The organism is Nodularia chucula CCY0103 (assembly GCF_963923915.1).
Lineage (GTDB): Bacteria > Cyanobacteriota > Cyanobacteriia > Cyanobacteriales > Nostocaceae > Nodularia > Nodularia chucula.
In genome coordinates, this window is the sequence record NZ_CAWUOL010000004.1 from 72,452 (window position 1) to 89,858 (window position 17,407).

Annotated in this window: 13 protein-coding genes; 5 read left to right on the forward strand and 8 right to left on the reverse strand. The window is 38.9% G+C overall.

From position 1 onward, the window contains the following. Positions 1 to 110 precede the first annotated feature (110 nt). From ACM0OP_RS02675 to ACM0OP_RS02695, 5 genes are all read right to left on the reverse strand, one after another. Complete coding sequence (locus ACM0OP_RS02675; RefSeq protein ID WP_414526829.1) at positions 111 to 2,342, reverse strand: O-linked N-acetylglucosamine transferase, SPINDLY family protein; 2,232 nt, start codon at positions 2,340 to 2,342, stop codon at positions 111 to 113. 105 nt (positions 2,343 to 2,447) lie between these two features. Beyond that, positions 2,448 to 4,676, reverse strand: coding sequence for an O-linked N-acetylglucosamine transferase, SPINDLY family protein (locus ACM0OP_RS02680; protein WP_414526830.1), 2,229 nt, complete (start codon positions 4,674 to 4,676; stop codon positions 2,448 to 2,450). 28 nt (positions 4,677 to 4,704) lie between these two features. Beyond that, positions 4,705 to 6,936: an O-linked N-acetylglucosamine transferase, SPINDLY family protein gene (locus ACM0OP_RS02685; RefSeq protein ID WP_414526831.1), complete on the reverse strand. Its 2,232-nt coding sequence runs from the start codon at positions 6,934 to 6,936 to the stop codon at positions 4,705 to 4,707. Between the two features lie 132 nt (positions 6,937 to 7,068). Next, positions 7,069 to 7,587, reverse strand: a complete 519-nt coding sequence (locus tag ACM0OP_RS02690; protein ID WP_414526832.1) for a type IV pilin-like G/H family protein — start codon at positions 7,585 to 7,587, stop codon at positions 7,069 to 7,071. A gap of 572 nt (positions 7,588 to 8,159) precedes the next feature. After that, entirely contained in the window at positions 8,160 to 9,482 is a 1,323-nt protein-coding gene (locus ACM0OP_RS02695; protein ID WP_414526833.1) for a class I SAM-dependent methyltransferase, read from the reverse strand. 290 nt (positions 9,483 to 9,772) lie between these two features. Here ACM0OP_RS02695 and ACM0OP_RS02700 point away from each other — a divergent pair, with 290 nt between their 5' ends. Next, complete coding sequence (locus ACM0OP_RS02700) at positions 9,773 to 10,744, forward strand: FkbM family methyltransferase (RefSeq protein WP_414526834.1); 972 nt, start codon at positions 9,773 to 9,775, stop codon at positions 10,742 to 10,744. A 161-nt stretch (positions 10,745 to 10,905) separates the two neighbouring features. Continuing rightward, positions 10,906 to 12,273 carry a thioredoxin-disulfide reductase gene (gene trxB / locus ACM0OP_RS02705; protein ID WP_414526835.1) on the forward strand — a complete coding sequence of 456 codons (1,368 nt, stop codon included), beginning with the start codon at positions 10,906 to 10,908 and terminating at the stop codon, positions 12,271 to 12,273. Positions 12,274 to 12,424: 151 nt separating this feature from the next. Here the strand turns inward: trxB and ACM0OP_RS02710 are convergent, their stop codons facing one another. After that, entirely contained in the window at positions 12,425 to 12,853 is a 429-nt protein-coding gene (locus ACM0OP_RS02710) for a four helix bundle protein (RefSeq protein ID WP_414526836.1), read from the reverse strand. Positions 12,854 to 12,956: 103 nt separating this feature from the next. On the opposite strand from ACM0OP_RS02710, the gene ACM0OP_RS02715 reads away from it, so the two are divergent. From ACM0OP_RS02715 to ACM0OP_RS02725, 3 genes are read left to right on the forward strand one after another with little or no spacing between them, the layout of a single operon-like run. Continuing rightward, positions 12,957 to 13,853, forward strand: coding sequence for an ABC transporter permease (locus ACM0OP_RS02715; RefSeq protein WP_414526879.1), 897 nt, complete (start codon positions 12,957 to 12,959; stop codon positions 13,851 to 13,853). A gap of 56 nt (positions 13,854 to 13,909) precedes the next feature. Beyond that, a complete protein-coding gene (locus tag ACM0OP_RS02720; protein ID WP_414526837.1) occupies positions 13,910 to 14,107 on the forward strand; it encodes a hypothetical protein in 198 nt (65 codons plus the stop codon). Positions 14,108 to 14,135: 28 nt separating this feature from the next. Then, positions 14,136 to 15,023 (forward strand): ROK family protein, encoded by an 888-nt coding sequence (locus ACM0OP_RS02725; protein WP_414526838.1) that lies wholly within the window; start codon positions 14,136 to 14,138, stop codon positions 15,021 to 15,023. Between the two features lie 139 nt (positions 15,024 to 15,162). On the opposite strand, the gene ACM0OP_RS02730 is transcribed toward ACM0OP_RS02725, so the two are convergent. Further along, positions 15,163 to 15,585 (reverse strand): hypothetical protein, encoded by a 423-nt coding sequence (locus tag ACM0OP_RS02730; protein ID WP_414526839.1) that lies wholly within the window; start codon positions 15,583 to 15,585, stop codon positions 15,163 to 15,165. A 137-nt stretch (positions 15,586 to 15,722) separates the two neighbouring features. Beyond that, positions 15,723 to 17,360, reverse strand: a complete 1,638-nt coding sequence (locus tag ACM0OP_RS02735) for a CTP synthase (RefSeq protein ID WP_414526840.1) — start codon at positions 17,358 to 17,360, stop codon at positions 15,723 to 15,725. Positions 17,361 to 17,407: the final 47 nt, after the last annotated feature.

Below are 17,407 nucleotides of genomic sequence, written 5' to 3' on the forward strand. Positions count from 1 at the left end.
TTTTCTCCTCTATCTTACCAAAATTTATTCTTTCAAATTCATAGGACAGCGATTTCTAATTATATAAGGTACATCTTAGCCCCCTCATCGCTAGCGGCTAGTGGGGTAATTCATCCCGAATGCTCCGTCACATATCTTTCCCACATCTGCTGATATGCTTTCTCCATCTCACGAGTGAATTGTTCACCATTCCATAAAGGTGCAGACTTTTTACCCTGTTTTAACTTCCAAGAAATCTGTTCTCTTAATTCTGCATCCTTACCTAAACGTATTCCCCATTCTACATATTCCTCATCACTCCAGGCGATACCTTCTGTAATTCCTGCATTAATCATCATGGTATAACTGTTGCGGGCTGCAAATTGTTGTCCCACCTTCGTCACTAAGGGAATTTCTCGCCACAGTGTTTCTAAAGTAGTAGTAGCTCCATTGTAGGGAGACGTATCTAACACCACATCAGCAATGGTAAGATTAGCTCTATGAATGGCTTCTGTAGGCATAAGAGGCAGAAACTTCAAGCGATTTATGTCTACATCTTGAGATTTTGCCAAATCTCCATAAAATTTCTCAGAAGCATCTTTATCAGCGTGTCCTTTAATCAGCAAATAACTATTCGGTACTTGCTTAATAATTTCGATTTGTAATTTACTATGCTCTAGATGACGTTTATAACCGCTTTGAGTCACAAAATAGACAACAGCATCATCAGGAATATCTAGTTGTTCTCGTCTTAGCGTCGGAACATTCACCTCAAAACCATCCACCGCAACATAGGTTTGAGGTAAACGCCAGATTTTTTCTTGGTAGTAGTCTTGAGCATTTTCGGGAAGCACATAAGGATCAGCAATAAAATAATCAATTGTTGATAAACCCGTAGCATCCCAACCTAACCAAGTAACTTGAATAGGCGCAGGTTTAACTGCTAAAATTTCCACAGAAAGATCCAAAGTTAAACTATCCAAATCTACTAAAATATCAATACCATCTTCATGAATTTGTTTAATAGCTTCATGATTTTGCTTCGCGCCAAAACTGTATGATTGGTCAGATTTTTCAATAAACCACTCTTGTAATTCATTGTGGTTTTCAGCAGGTAAAATCATATAGGAATAAATCTGAAAATTTTCCCGATTATGATAATTAAAGAGCCATCGAGTAATCCAACCCACTGAATGCTCTTTAAGAGAACTAGAAATATAGCCAATTTTTAGAACTTTATTTTTTGATTTATTGCTAGGCAGGGAATAACGATATTGTTTAATAATATCTTGATCATAAATTTCTATACTTTTCCGACACAAACTCATCAAATTATTTTGCAGAGGACGAATTTTTGCAGGTTCGTCTTTAAAGTAAGGAAAGAAGAACATCGAAAAAAATAGGCGTGATACCAAGGAATTATTCTTGATTATGGGAGATTCTTGAATCAGCGCAGCGATTAATTCTTCTTGTTTGTTGATAGCTGCACAAGCCTCATCCCAATATCCTGTCGAAGTCATTAATGCTCGGATTAATGTCAGATGAGTATATACTTTTTCAATTAAGGTTTCCGAACATAAAAGCAACTTTTTCGCAACATTAATTCCTTCAACATATTGACGTGAATCTTGGTATGCTGTACTTAATTGCAGGAGGGTATCTGGATGTTCAGGACCTATTAATAATAAAACTTCCAAGATTTGGGCTGCATAACGATTTCTTTTGAAAGAACTCATGATCTTGATAACACCATAGATCACGATATATCTAAATTCACGAATATTCTGCCCTTGATGTTTAATGATATTGGTGAAGATTTTAATAAAATTTAAGGTGTAACCTGCTAGAGGTGTTAATTCTAAAATATTTTCAGTAACTTTTAAAACTAAATTAGAGTCAATTGTATTATAATCAGAGACTGATTCGAGAATTTTCAGAATATTTAATTCATCCCAATACGCATTATCTAAAATTTTTAATTGCAGTGCTAAGTCAAAACTCGACAATAAATTATTAACATCTGTGGGATTGATGCTTCTCAGATGTTGGCGAATTGTCCAAGCTAATTGTTTGTCCTCTAATTCTTCTTGGCGTTCGGCTTCCGACTCCAATATTTGAATTAGTTCCCCTGTCCAGTGGTCAATTTGTTGCTCATCATCTGTTTCACCCATTCCTAAAAACCAGGTAAGGGAAGCTTCTTCTTCCTCACCTTGTAAGAGCAGACATAATCCCAAATACCAATAATTAACCCTGACTTCTGGTTCAGCTTCAATAGCTTGTTCATAGTAACTGGCTGCTTTGTGATAATCTCCTTGGATAATGCACTGGTAGCCTTCTTGAACTTTCACAAACTCATTAATCATTCTATTTCTTCTCTATGTTATGGATAATCTATATTACTACTATTTGATTTGTGAATAGACCCTACAATACTCAATTGTTTCAGAGATAAAACCGAAATTTATATATTAATGTAACTTGTCAATGTATATTTCCCACATCTGCTGATAGGCTTTCTCCATCTCACGGGTAAACTGTTCTCCATTCCATAAAGGTGCAGACTTTTTACCTTGTCTTAATTTCCAGGAAATTTGTTGTCGTAAATTTGCATCTTTTCCTAAACGGACTCCCCATTCCACATATTCCTCATTACTCCAAGCAATACCTTCGGTAATCCCAGCATTAATCATCATGGTATAACTATTGCGGGCGGCAAATTGTTGTCCAACTTTAGTTACTAACGGAATTTCTCTCCACAGCGTTTCTAAGGTTGTAGTTGCGCCATTGTAGGGAGAGGTATCTAACACCACATCAGCAATGCTCAGATTGGCTCGATGAATGGCTTCTGTTGGCATATAAGGCAAAAACTTAAACCGATTTATGTCCACATCTTGAGATTTTGCCAAATCTCCATAAAATTTCTGAGAAGCTTCTTCATCAGCATCTCCCTTAATCAGCAAATAACTATTCGGTACTTCCTTGAGAATTTGGATTTGTAGTTTACTATGCTCAAGATGACGTTTGTAGCCTTTTTGAGTCACAAAATAAACAACAGCATCTTCAGGTATATCTAGTTGTTCTCGTCTTAGCGTCGGGAAATCAACCTCAAAACCATCTACAGCCACATAGGTTTGCGGTAAACGCCAAATTTTTTCTTGGTAATAGTCTTGAGCATTTTCAGGAAGCACATAGGGATCTGCAATAAAATAATCAATGGTTGATAAACCCGAAGCATCCCACCCTAACCAAGTAACTTGAATCGGCGCAGGTTTAATGGCTAATATTTCCGCAGAAAAGTCAAAAGTTAAACTATCCAAATCTACTAAAATATCAATACCATCTTCATAAATTTGCTTTACTGCATCATATTTTTGCTTAGAATCATAACTATATGATTTATCAGATTTTTCTATAAACCACTGTTGTAAACCATTATCAATTTCAGTAGGTAGAATCATATAAGTATATATCTGAAATTGTTCGCGGTTGTGATAAGTAAACAGCCAGCGAGAAATCCAACCTACTGAATGTTGTCTGAGAGAATGAGAAATATACCCTATTTTTAGTGCTTTCTTTTCTGTTTTATTGGTAGTCAAGGAATAATGATATTTTTTTATAATATCTTGGGCGGAAATTTCTATACTTTTCCGACATAAACTCATTAAATCATTTTGCAGAGGGCGAATTTTTGCAGGTTGATCCTGGAAGTATGGAAAAAAGAACATCGAAGCGAATAGGCGTGATACAAATACATTATGTTTGATAATGGGAGATTCTTGAATCAAGGCGGCGATTAATTCCTGTTGTCTCTTGATTGCTGCACAAGCTTCATCCCAATAACCTGTTGAAGTCATTAATGCTCTGATCAACATCATATTCGCAAATACTTTTTGCGTTAAGCTTTCTGAAAATAAAATTAACTTTTTCGCAGTATTAATTCCTTCGGCATATTGACCAGAATCTTGGTATGCTGTACTTAGTTGTAGGAGTATCTCCGGTTCTTCAGGAGCTATTAATAATAAAATTTCTAGGATCTGGGCTGCATAAGTATTTCTCTTAAAAACACTCATAATCTTCACAGCACCAGATATCATGACATAAATAAATTCACTTATCTTTTCACATTTAATTTTAATTATATTCGTGAAAATTTTAATTAAATCTAAGGTAAAATCTGCAAAAGGCGTATATTCTAAAATATCTTCAGTGATTTTTAAAATTAAATCACCTTGTACTTGGCTATAATCAGAAATTGATTCAAGAATTTCTATAAGATTTAATTCATGCCAATAATCATCATCAAATATTTTTAATTGCAGCGCTAAATGAAAACTGGACAATAAATTATTAATATCTGTGGGGTTTATGGTTCTCAGATGTTGACGAATAGTCCAAGCTAATTCTTTGTCGCTTAATTGTTCCTGACGTTGTGCTTCTGACTCCAATACGTGACTTAGTTCCGATGTACACAGATTAATTTCTTGCTCATCATCTGTTTCACCCATCCCTAAAAACCAGGTCAGTGGCGCTTCTTCTTCCTCACCTTTTAAGATGAAACATAATCCCAAATACCAGTAATAAACCTTGACATCTGGTTCAACTGTAATGGCTTTTTCAAAGTAACTTGCTGCTTTGTAATAATCTCCTTTGATGATGTATTCATAGCCTTCTTTAACTTTCACAGACTGATTAATCATGATATTTATTCTCTGTATGATTGATAATTTATTCGTGTAAATTGTCTACATATATTGACCACATCTGCTGATATGCTTTCTCCATCTCACGAGTAAACTGTTCACCATTCCATAGAGGTGCCGACTTTTTACCTTTTCTTAATTTCCCAGAAACTTGTTGGCGTAAATTCTCATCATTCCCTAAACGTACTGCCCATTCTACATATTCCGCATCACTCCAAGCTATACCTTCTGTGATACCAGCGTTGATCATCATGGTATAACTATTGCGGGCTGCAAATTGTTGTCCGACTTTCGTTACTAAGGGAATTTCTCGCCACAGGGTTTCTAAAGTTGTGGTGGCTCCATTGTAGGGATAAGTATCTAAAACCACATCTGCAAGGCTCAAATTAGCTCTATGAACCGCTTCTGATGGCATAAATGGGAGAAACTTCAAACGATTGATGTCAACATCTTGAGATTTTGACAAATCTCCATAAAATTGACGAGAACCATCTTCATCAGCTTCTCCTTTAATCAGCAAATAACTATTTGGTACTTGCTTAAGGATTGCAATTTGTAATTTTGCATGGTCAAGGTGACGTTTATACCCTTTTTGAGTCACAAAATAAACAACAGCATCTTCAGGAATATCTAATTGTTCTCGTCTTAACGTCGGGACATGAACCTCAAAGCCATCCACAGCTACATAGGTTTGGGGTAAACGCCAGATTTTTTCTTGGTAATAGTCTTGAGCATTTTCAGGAAGCACATAAGGATCTGCAATAAAATAATCAATGGTTGATAAACCGGAAGCATCCCAACCGAGCCAAGTAACTTGAATCGGCGCAGATTTAATGGCTAATATTTCAGCCGAAATATCAAAAGTTATACTATCCAAATCTACTAAAATATCAATGCCATCTTCATGAATTTGTTTAACAACTTCATAGTTTTGATTGGAGCCATAACTGTATGATTTATCAGATTTTTCTCTGAACCACTGTTGTAATCCATTGTCGCTTTCAGTGGGTAAAAGAATATAGGAATAAATCTGAAATTTTTCATGATTATGATATGTAAATAGCCATCGAGCAATCCAACCTACTGAATGCTGTCTCAGAGAATTAGAAATGTAGCCGATTTTTAAAACTTTCTCTTTTTGGTTATCAGTATGACGAGTGTAACGGAAACGTTTAATAATATCTTGGGAATTATTCTCGATATTTTTGAGACATAAACTCATCAGTTGGTTTTGCAGAGGTCGAATTATTGCCGGTTCATCTTTAATATAAGGAAAGAAGAACATGGAGGAAAATAAACGTAAGATAAAAGTATTTCTGGTGATGGGAGAAGATTCATTAATCAGAGAAGTAATTAATGATTTTTGTTGTTCTAATGCTGCACAAGTTTCATCCCAATAACCTGTCGCTCGCATTAATGACCTCATTAATAAATGATTGCTAAATACTTTTTCTGGTAAACTCTTAGCTATTAACTTTAGTTGTTTTGCTGTATCAATTCCTTTACTATATTGTTCAGAATCTTGATAGGCAATACTTAATTGAATTAGTATTTCGTGGTTTTCAGGAGCAATTAACAATAAATTTTCCAGTATATCTGCTGCATGACTAGGATTCCTGAAAGAACTCATTATTTTAACAGAAGCATATATTAATATACTGATAAAAGTTTGAGTATTCTCTCCCTGTTTATAAATAATGTTAGTAAATAATTTAATCAAATTTAAAGTAAAATTTTCCAAAGGTGCAAAGTCTAAAACTTCTTGGCTGATTTGCAAAACTAAATTAGAGTCAATAGAAATTTGATCAACATCAGATTCCAGTATTTCTCTCAGATTTAACTCTTCCAAATATTCATAATCTAAGATTTCTAATTGAATCGCTAAATGCAGACTGTGTAATAAATTATTAATATCTGTAGGATGTATGCTTCTCAGATGTTGGCGAATTGTCCAAGCTAACTGTTTTTGCTGTAATTGTTCTTGGCGTTGTGCTTCTAACTCTAATATTTGACTTAATTCCCCTGTCCACAACTGAATTTGTTGGGAATCATCTGTTTCACCCATCCCTAAAAACCAAGTCAGAGGTGCTTCTTCTTCCTCACCTTGTAAGATAAAACATAATCCTAAATACCAGTAATAAACCTTAATTTCTGGTTCAACTGCAATGGCTTCTTCAAAGTAACTCGCTGCTTTTTGATAATCTCCTTGGATGAGGTATTCATAGCCTTGTGCAACTTTCATCGGCTGATTGTTCATTCCCTTAGTTCTCTGTTCTATGGATTATCTGTTAATAGAAAAGGCACGATAAATCGTGCCTCCTCAATACTACTAAATTATTGAATTAGTTCTAGATAAGTTTAGTTCAACTATGCTAATCAGGTATGCTAATCAGGTACCAACTTGTGTACTACCACCAGCACAAGCTGTACCACTAGTTGGAGCAATAGCAACAGCACCAGGAGTATCTGTCTCGCAAAGAATAGCTACGCTGGTAGCGTCACTGGTAGGACCAGCTTGTACTATGGTTACAGCACCTGAGTAGTCTCTAAGAACTGCAACTGTACTTTCACCAGTGCTATCAGCACGAGTTCCATTGGTATCTACAGTTGTGTAGGTATAATTGACTGTTGCAGTATTAATACCTATACCTAGTATATCAACTGCTGAACCAAATACACTCTTCTCAGTGAAGTAAGCTTGTTGACCTTTGTTCAAGGAACCAACGTAGGTTTTAGCTTCAGACTGCTTGGCTTTGTTAGCTTGGTTCAAGAAGGAAGGCAGAGCGATAGCGGATAGAATACCAATGATGATGATAACAACCAACAATTCAATCAAGGTGAAACCTGATTCGTCTTTCTTTTTGTTGAGGATGTGTTGGAGGAATTTAGCTTTTAATTCGGTTTTCATGATAAGTAATTTCCCTGTGTTGTAAACTGTTTTCCCGTTCTAGATATAACTTACCCACTCTTGATCAGTTTCATATCACCCCCAGCAAAAATTTTTTTATTTTCCTGCAAATCCTCCAAAAAGCCCCATAAATCAAGGTTTTAGATTAAATGTAAATTGGGTTAAGGAACGAAACCCAACATTACCCAAGATTTTGTTTACATAAAAAGAAGCTTTTAAAGGAATTGCACCCCACCCCCAACCCAGGAGCTACGGTGTACACACAAGTCGGGAAATTCTCTTTTGTGTCATAAGACCCCACCCCGCAAGTGATGAGAGGAACTGGATTTACAGTTAAATTCGGTTTTTATATCTGAAAAATCTCTTTGGGTCAGGATGTGTGTACACCGTAGCCAGGCGAAGAGAGGAGAGCATACATATAGTGATCCAATTACCCAAGTCCTCGCCGAACCGCTCCCAATACATATACGACAGGATAAGAATTTTCCAAGTCCCCCAGACTTGGGGGATTTAGGGGGCAAGATATGCACAAATTGCGGGAGGACTAAAGGACTGAAGTTCTTACTACAAACTTAACGCTCCAGCATGACGTAACCAAAGCTTTCTAGGGTGATGAGTAACTGTTTCACTATATTGAAGGCTGCTTCTGACTCTGTAGGCTCTAAAGTCACAGGATCTAGAGGGCGAAATTGTTGCCAACGCTCTACCAAAGCCATCATCGGCTGGGGTTGCTCTAATAAAGGTATTAAGCAAGTGGCTCTTGAGGTCTCTAATTCTTTAATTCCGTCTGTGGGTGATAAGTATTGACAAATGGGAAATGGTCGCAAGTCTTGCACACAAGCAATGAGTTCTGTTTGAAACTTGGGAATTTTTAACTGAGGACACAGATGTACTGTAGAAACTCGCCAATCTGAATCACTCCATTCTGCAACTGTTAGAATATCTGCATCTGAGTCAGGATGACCACACCAAAAGTCAATCAACCTATGCACAGGATGTAGCAGTTCAAATAACTGTAGGCGTTCTTCTATAGATATATCTGGTAAGGTCATTGCCAAAAAGGTGGGTAAATTATCTGGTTCTTTGAATAAATCGACTAATTCCCACTGTCGCCAGTTCACCATACTGATAAACTCTAGGTCAGACTCTACCAAAGCTGAGAACATATCGGGGATGGTGTAACCTTTGTCGCCTTGGAACAGGTAATTCATTAAAATTCTTTCTTTACCCTCCTCTCCGTCATAATTACCATCCCAGGTGATGGCTTTGAGATGTACATGGTCTTTCAAAGCCTTCATAGTGTCTTTAACAATTTCCATTTCCATTTCTTCTGGATTTCCTTCCATTAACCCCATCATGGTGAAGAGTTGTTGGGCGCGGAAGAAATAAACTCTCTGAAGTTCGCTATGAAGATTAGTCCGAATAATTCCCTCTGGCTTTAGCACTGCTTTCATGGCTTTTAAACCCACGGTTATATCCGGTAACAGATACAAAAGTTCATCACAGTTAATATAATCAAACTGGTAATTTAGCTGGGGCAATTCTTCCAGGGATAAAACATGAAATTCGGCATTGTCAAAGCCATGATGTTCTAGCCGTTGTTGCGCTAATTTAATGGATTCTGGAGAAATATCAACGCCGACAATTTTGGCTCCTGGATTAGCTTCTGCTAATATTAATGATTTATAACCAGTTCCACATCCGGCATCTAAAATAACCTTACCTTTACTATCGATAACTTTTTGGGTTTTTAAATAATAAGATGTCACTAAGCTATGAATATAAAGTAACTTAGGTTCTTTTTTAGGTGATTTATCCAGGGGAATGCGGGGATAGGGAGAACTATCAAATTGCTGACGAATTTTTTCTAATAATTCAGATGCTATATTTACCATTACAATTTCTCCTGATAATCAATTTTGCAGTGGGAATCAGTGGTTACACCAGTTTTATTGTTCCCTATTTTGCAGATTTTTAACACAACATAAACCAAAGTTTACGCCGAAATCCTGTATTTAGTCACAATCAGGAAAATTTGGAAGTCCCCAACAGGGTAAGGTTTACGCCGAATATGGGTGATATGGAGACTGAGGACTAAAGTCCTAACTACTAGCTTGTTATGATTGACAGTAACCTATGTGGGATAGATACTGGCTGATAAAAGTATACGCAAAGGAAAGAAACTATGTCTGTTTTTCTCAAAAGTCTGAAAGAAAAAGGTTTCCTTGACAAAATTCATCTCACAATCTGTAATGTAGGATCTCGCAAATTATCATCAAACGATGACTATGGGGCTGGTGCTTGGAATTTATTTGCTCCTAACTTGACTATTTACGGTTTTGATGCTGATGCTGATGCTTGTGAAGCGGCTGAAGCTGATTTGGAAACACGGGGAATCAATTGGACTGAAAAACATATTCCTTTAGCGCTGGGTAAGTCGATAGAAGAGAGAACACTTTATGTGACTAAGCATCCTATGTGTAGTTCTCTGTATGCGCCCAATGAAGCATTTACAAATAGGTTTGCTAGTTTGCCAGAATTCTGTAATTTAGATTTTACTTTGCAGATGGAGACAACTACATTAGATTCTTTTTGCGATGCTGAAAAAATTAATACTATAGACTTTTTACAAATTGATGTTCAAGGAGCAGAATTGGAGGTTTTAAAAGGAGCATCTAAGATTTTAAGCCGTGGGGTGTTGGGAATTGAGACAGAAGTGGAATTTTCACCTATATATCTCAATCAACCTTTATTTGCTGATATAGATAGCCATTTAAGGGCGAATGATTTTACATTATTTGATTTAAGAAATTCTTATCGTGTGCGGGCGCGTTCCCCCATTGCATCAGCAGAGCGTCAGGGACAGTTGCTTTGGGGAGAGGCTTATTATCTCCAAGATCCCCTGAGAGAAAATACTAATTTCCTGATTAAGGAACCAGAAAGAATTTTGAAATTAGCTTGTATAGCTGATGTTCTTGGTTTTCCTGATTATGCTTTGGAGTTACTAGAATATTTAACAGTTAATCATGGCAGTAATCCTGAATATAACTTTGCTGAGGTTATTATCGAGACCTTATCTAATTTCCCTGAATTAGTAGAGAGGGGTTTAGATTCTTTGGCTGTAGTCGCTAGTATTCGTCCCTTCTTGAAGAATTAGAAGTAATTAATGGTGGGTTACGCTGTTGCTTTAGCGCAGCTATGCTCCTTGGGCTATACCCACCCTACAAAATTTGAGAGGAACAGGGACTGGGGTGAGGTTCTGTAGCATTACCGGGCTAATAATGCTATATTATCCATAGTCGTTATGAGTTTGTTTATATGAGTAACCCAACTGTGGAAAATTTAGTAATTATTGGTTCTGGCCCAGCAGGTTACACGGCGGCTATTTATGCGGGACGAGCGAATTTAAAACCTGTGGTGTTTGAAGGGTTTGAGGTGGGGGGTTTACCGGGTGGTCAATTAATGACCACAACGGAGGTGGAAAATTTTCCGGGGTTCCCTGCGGGGATTACGGGGCCGGAACTGATGGATAATATGAAGGCGCAAGCTGAACGCTGGGGGGCGGAACTATATACTGAGGATGTAATCTCTGTAGATTTGAGCCAGCGTCCTTTTGTTGTCCGGTCTTCAGAAAGGGAAGTTAAAGCCCATAGTATTGTGATTGCTACTGGTGCAACTGCGAAGCGTTTGGGTTTACCTAGTGAACAGTTATTCTGGAGTCGGGGTATTTCTGCTTGTGCAATTTGTGATGGTGCAGTACCAATGTTTAAGGGTGCAGAGTTGGCTGTTATTGGTGCTGGGGACTCGGCGGCGGAAGAGTCTATTTATTTAACTAAATACGCTTCTAAGGTTAATCTGCTGGTGCGTTCTGATCAAATGCGGGCTTCTAAGGCTATGCAAGACCGGGTGTTGAGTAACCCGAAAATTGAGGTACATTGGCATACTGAAGCGGTGGATATTTTCGGTGATGGTGATCTGGCTGGGGTGAGGGTGCGGAATAATCAAACTGGGTTAGAAGGTCAGCTTGATGTTAAGGGTTTGTTTTACGCTATTGGTCATAGTCCCAATACTGCTTTATTTCAAGGACAGTTGTCTCTGGATGAGGTGGGTTATGTGGTGACGAAAAATAATTCTGTGGAAACCAGTGTGGAAGGTGTGTTTGCGGCTGGGGATGTGCAAGATCATGAGTTTCGTCAAGCTATTACTGCTGCTGGTTCTGGTTGTATGGCGGCGATGTTGGCGGAACGTTGGTTATCTAGTCAGAGTTTAATTACGGAATTTCATCAGTCGGGGACGGGAGTTGATGACTTAGAAACCGATGCAGATACTAGGACTGAGGTGGAAGTGACGGTTGATTTTAATTTGCTGGTGACTCGCCATGAGGGGGGTTATGCTTTACGGAAATTATTCCATGAAAGCGATCGCCTGATCATAGTTAAATACGTTTCCCCTGGTTGCGGCCCTTGTCATACTCTCAAGCCGATATTAAATAAGGTTATAGATGAATTTGACGGGAAAATTCACTTCGTAGAAGTTGACATTGATGTACACCGAGATATTGCAGAAAATGCCAATATTATTGGTACGCCGACAATTCAGTTTTTTAAGGATAAGGAATTGTTGCACGAGGTCAAAGGTGTGAAGCAAAAGAGCGAATATCGTCAGATGATTGCAAGTTATCTTTAAAGGTTGGGGACTGGGGACTGGGGACTGGGGACTGGGGACTGGGGATTGGGGATTGGGGATTGGGGATTGGGGACTGGGGACTGGGGACTGGGGATTGGGGACGGGGGAAGACTTTTTCTAATACCCAATATCTTTACCAGATACTTAATACTCAATCATAATCATTTAGTCTAGTACCGTAGTCTTGTTGACCTTGTTTCTGAGAACGAATAAATCGACAGTAACCGTTGAGACTTTTTTCGATTCTGTCTTTAAGCTGGCTGACCCAGTTTAACTGTTGATTATTGCAATAACCTAAGCTTTCAGCAATAATAAAGGCGCTTTTGGTCTCAGCTAGTGAACCACGAGCAATGTACATAAAACGCAATCTATCTAAATAGTGATAGCGTCCATAACCTTCAGCTATGTTAAGTAATACACTGGAAGCTGCTCTTCTTAATTGGTCGCTCAAATTGTAACGCTCATAATCTGGCAAACTATCTGCTAGTCGATAAGCTGCTTTTAGTAACTTAAGACTATCTTGATAAAAATCTAAAGACTCAAAACCTTTATCGCCCATATCATCCCAATTGAAAATCACTCAATTTTATGAGAGATTTTTACCACATCCCCAGTCCCCAGTCCCCGATCCCCAATCCCCAGTCCCCAGTCCCCAATCCCCAATCCCCAGTCCCCAATCCCCAATCCCCATGACTAAACGTCAGCTACCGACTTTTTTACGTTTTGCTAAAAATCCTCAGCTTTCCCAAAAGTTAATGCTAATTGGGATAGTTATTACTTTATTTTTCCTGTTTCTGGCGTTTTTCGCGCCTGTATTACAAAGTTGGGGATGGTTGCAAAATCCTAGAGAGTTTCTCTCTAACCCCATTCAACAACCACCCTCAGCCAAATATTGGTTTGGTACAAGTCGTCTGGGACATGATGTATTTTCTCGCACATTGTTTGGCGCTCAAGTTGCCCTACAAGTAGTAATTTTAGCTACAGTGCTGAGTATGTTTATTGGTGTGCCGTTGGGGATGGTAAGCGGCTATCTAGGAGGTAAGTTAGACCGGGTGTTGCTATTTCTCATGGATAGTATTTACACTTTACCGGGGCTACTACTTTCAGTTACACTGGCTTTTGTGGTGGGAAGAGGTATTTTCAATGCGGCGATCGCCATTAGCATTGCCTACATTCCCCAATATTATCGCGTTGTCCGTAATCACACTATCAGCGTTAAAACAGAGGTATTTATTGAAGCCGCACAAGCAATGGGTGCTTCCACTTGGGTGGTACTATCCCGCTATCTATTTTTTAATGTTATTCAAAGTGTACCGGTACTATTTACCCTCAACGCCGCCGATGCCATATTAGTATTAGGGGGTTTAGGCTTTTTGGGGCTAGGACTTCCCGAAGAAGTGCCAGAATGGGGACATGATTTAAGACAAGCCTTAGAAGCCTTACCCACAGGTATTTGGTGGACTACTCTATTTCCTGGGTTAGCAATGACATTGATGGTAGTAGGGTTATCATTACTGGGTGAGGGCTTAAATGAATTTGTCAATCCTCGCTTACGGCGAGAAAATAGAATGCGGAAATAGTCAAAAATTAAGTTTTCGCGTCTACATCTTTTGGAAGTTATTACAGAGAAACTAGAGTGAAAGATAACATTTCTTTAATTGCTGCTGCTGCTGGTGGGTTTATGCTATCCGTCGCCTTAACTGGGTTATTACACGGTACACCAGTTACAAATTGGCAAAAATCAAGTATTCATTCCTCAATGGTTAGTGCAGGTATGACTACTCAGAGAACGAATAACTCAGAATTTGTTGATCGTCAAACCCACAAAGGCTAAATTAATACATAGGTTTTTATTCTGTCAGGTGATAAACTCTCAAGTTCTTGGTATTGATGTCGGGGGAACTGCAATTAAGCTGGGAAGGTTCCAAACCGATGGTACTTGCTTACAAAGTTTGACTGTGGATACTCCCCAACCATCAACGCCAGAAGCTGTTTTAGCTGTGATTATAGATGCGATCGCCCAAGTAGACCCCTATAATCAAGCTGTGGCCATTGGTGTCGGTACTCCTGGCCCGGCTGATAAAACCGGACGCATTGCCCAAATTGCCATCAACTTACCAGAATGGCGAAATGTACCTTTAGCCGACTGGCTAGAAGCTAAAACAGGTAAACCCACCGTCATTGCTAATGATGCCAACTGTGCCGGTTTAGCGGAAGCTTGGTTAGGTGCTGGTCGCCACTTTGACAATTTGATTTTATTAACTTTGGGAACTGGCGTTGGTGGTGCGATTATTTTAAATGGCAAGCTATTTGTCGGACATCAAGGCGCAGCTGGGGAACTGGGTTTAATTACCCTACACCCCGATGGACCTATATGTAAAAGTGGGAATTGGGGTTCTTTAGAACAGTATGCTTCAATTACAGCCATTCGTCGCCGTACAGGTAAGGAACCCTGGGAATTAGGCGCACTCGCCGCCGCCGGAGATATCAAAGCCTTGACTTTTTGGCAGGAATATGGTAGAGATTTGGGTATCGGTTTAGCTAGTTTAATCTATGTCTTGACACCCCAAGCAGTAATTATTGGTGGTGGTATCAGCGCCAGCTTTGAGTTTTTTCTCCCTGCATTGAAAGCAGAAATTCAGCAGCGAGTCATGGCGACATCCCGCGCAGGATTAGAGATTTTACCAGCACAATTAGGCAATTCAGCCGGAATGGTAGGTGCTGCAAAATTAGTCATTGGTAATGAGTAAATGGCACAAAGATAAGCCGAAATCTCGTCAGGGAAGGGTGTTGGGGATAGGGTATTGGGTGTAGTGTTTAAGAAAATTGAATTTTAGTACGTTCATGTGTTCAATATCTTCTTAATTCCCCACACTTCCCACTCCCCGCCTAAGACAAAGAATATCCTGTGGACTGCTGCACAAAACTTAAGATTTTTTTATAAGATTCTGGATTACTGACTGGATTAATAATAATGGGAATAGTACCATCAGGCAGCCAAAAAGTGATTCTGCCATTAGGTTCTTGACAAAAAGAACTAATAGATATGAGGTTAACTATATATTGTTTGCGCTCATAAATAATTTTTACCCAATAAGCATTATCTAGTTCCAAACCGCTAACATATTCTAAATATTCTTGCAGTTTGTCATAGTCTTCTAAATGAGCCTGTGGATTTATCACAATAGGAATAGCGGAATCAGGCAACCAAAAAGTTACTCTGCCATTTTCTTCATAGCAAAAAGCATTAACACGCTCAAAATTCACTATATATTTTTTCCTATCGTAAAGGATTTTCACCCAGTACGCCACAACATCTCCTTAAGTTTGAAGTTTATATATGAATGATGCACCCTGTACATGAAGGAAAATATCCTCAATTCCTAAGTTAATGTTGCTTAGTACCAATTCAAAACTCAAAAAAGCTACCTTCTTGAGTTTTGAATCTTTTAAGAAACTTCCACGGGTGTTGGTAAGTTAGACATGGGATGAGTCCGGTTAATCGCTGCTTCCATAAATCCTTTAAATAAAGGATGAGGAGTGCTGGGACGAGAATGAAACTCTGGGTGAAATTGACAAGCTAAAAAGAAAGGATGTTCAGGAAATTCGACAATTTCTACTAAGCGTCCATCTGGGGAAGTGCCACTAATAACATATCCAGATTCCAACAACATATCACGATAAGTATTGTTAAACTCATAGCGATGGCGGTGGCGTTCGTCAACTATTTCTTGTTGATAAAGATTAGCGGCGATAGTATTAGGAACAAGATGACAAGGATAAAGACCTAAGCGCATAGTTCCGCCTAAATCAACTACATTTTGCTGTTCTGGTAACAGGTTAATTACGGGATAGTTGGTTTCAGGATCAAATTCAGCACTGTTTGCATCTGTGAGACTCTGGACATTTCTCGCCCACTCAATCACGGCACATTGCATTCCTAAGCATAAACCTAAGAAGGGAATTTGGCGATCGCGCGCATATTGAATAGCCGCAATTTTACCATCTACCCCCCGAATCCCAAAACCTCCAGGGACTAAAATCCCATCAACACCAGCCAAATAAGTTTCCGGTGATTCCTTTTCTAAATCCTCCGAGTTCACCCATCGCAAGCGTAAATCGCCATAGGTATCAATAGCAGCATGGCGCAGGGCTTCCACCACAGACAAATAAGCATCACTTAATCGCACATACTTCCCAACAATGGCAATTTCTACAGTATACTTAGGACTGTATAGGCGCTCTACCATTGTTCGCCACTGCACCAGATTTGGTTGCCGTTGTTCCATTTGCAGCAAATCTAAAACTTGCTCTGCCAGTCCTTCCTGTTCTAAATTTAGGGGGACTTCGTAAATACTACTGGCATCTTGAGAAGTAATTACACATTCTTGGGGAACATCGCAAAATTCCGACAACTTGCGTTTTAATCCCAAAGGTAACGAGCGATCGCACCGACAGACTAAAATATCTGGTTGAATGCCAATGGATCTCAACTCCTTCACAGAATGCTGAGTCGGCTTAGTCTTCATTTCCCCAGCCGAAGCTATCCAAGGTATCAGGGTAACGTGCATATACAAGACATTTTGCCGTCCCACTTCCTTGCGTAACTGACGAATAGCTTCCAAAAAGGGCAAAGATTCAATATCCCCCACCGTACCGCCAATCTCTGTAATTAATACAGATGGATTAGTATCTTGGGCAACTGTGAGAATCCGCTCTTTAATTTCGTTGGTAATATGGGGTATAACTTGTACAGTACCGCCATTGTAGTCTCCCCGCCGCTCTTTATTAATTACCGCCTGGTAAATTGACCCAGTGGTAACACTATTTAACCGCGACATTGAGGTATCAGTAAAGCGTTCGTAATGTCCCAAGTCTAAATCTGTTTCTGCACCATCCTTGGTTACAAAAACTTCCCCATGCTGAAAAGGACTCATTGTACCGGGGTCGATATTAATATAAGGGTCCAGTTTCAAAATCGACACCGAATAATTGCGCGATTTGAGTAAACGACCCAGACTTGCTGCTACAATGCCTTTGCCAATACTGGAAACTACACCTCCAGTTACAAAAATAAACTTAGTCATAGTATAGTATTTTGAATTTTTAGCAACTTCTCAAAAAACATCCCGTC

Bases quoted from the DNA above. Each gene is read 5' to 3' on its own strand.
- ACM0OP_RS02675 (WP_414526829.1), bottom strand. From the start codon at position 2,342: ATGATTAATGAGTTTGTGAAAGTTCAAGAAGGCTACCAGTGCATTATC.
- ACM0OP_RS02680 (WP_414526830.1), bottom strand. From the start codon at position 4,676: ATGATTAATCAGTCTGTGAAAGTTAAAGAAGGCTATGAATACATCATC.
- ACM0OP_RS02685 (WP_414526831.1), bottom strand. From the start codon at position 6,936: ATGAACAATCAGCCGATGAAAGTTGCACAAGGCTATGAATACCTCATC.
- ACM0OP_RS02690 (WP_414526832.1), bottom strand. From the start codon at position 7,587: ATGAAAACCGAATTAAAAGCTAAATTCCTCCAACACATCCTCAACAAA.
- ACM0OP_RS02695 (WP_414526833.1), bottom strand. From the start codon at position 9,482: ATGGTAAATATAGCATCTGAATTATTAGAAAAAATTCGTCAGCAATTT.
- ACM0OP_RS02700 (WP_414526834.1), top strand. From the start codon at position 9,773: ATGTCTGTTTTTCTCAAAAGTCTGAAAGAAAAAGGTTTCCTTGACAAA.
- trxB (WP_414526835.1), top strand. From the start codon at position 10,906: ATGAGTAACCCAACTGTGGAAAATTTAGTAATTATTGGTTCTGGCCCA.
- ACM0OP_RS02735 (WP_414526840.1), bottom strand. From the start codon at position 17,360: ATGACTAAGTTTATTTTTGTAACTGGAGGTGTAGTTTCCAGTATTGGC.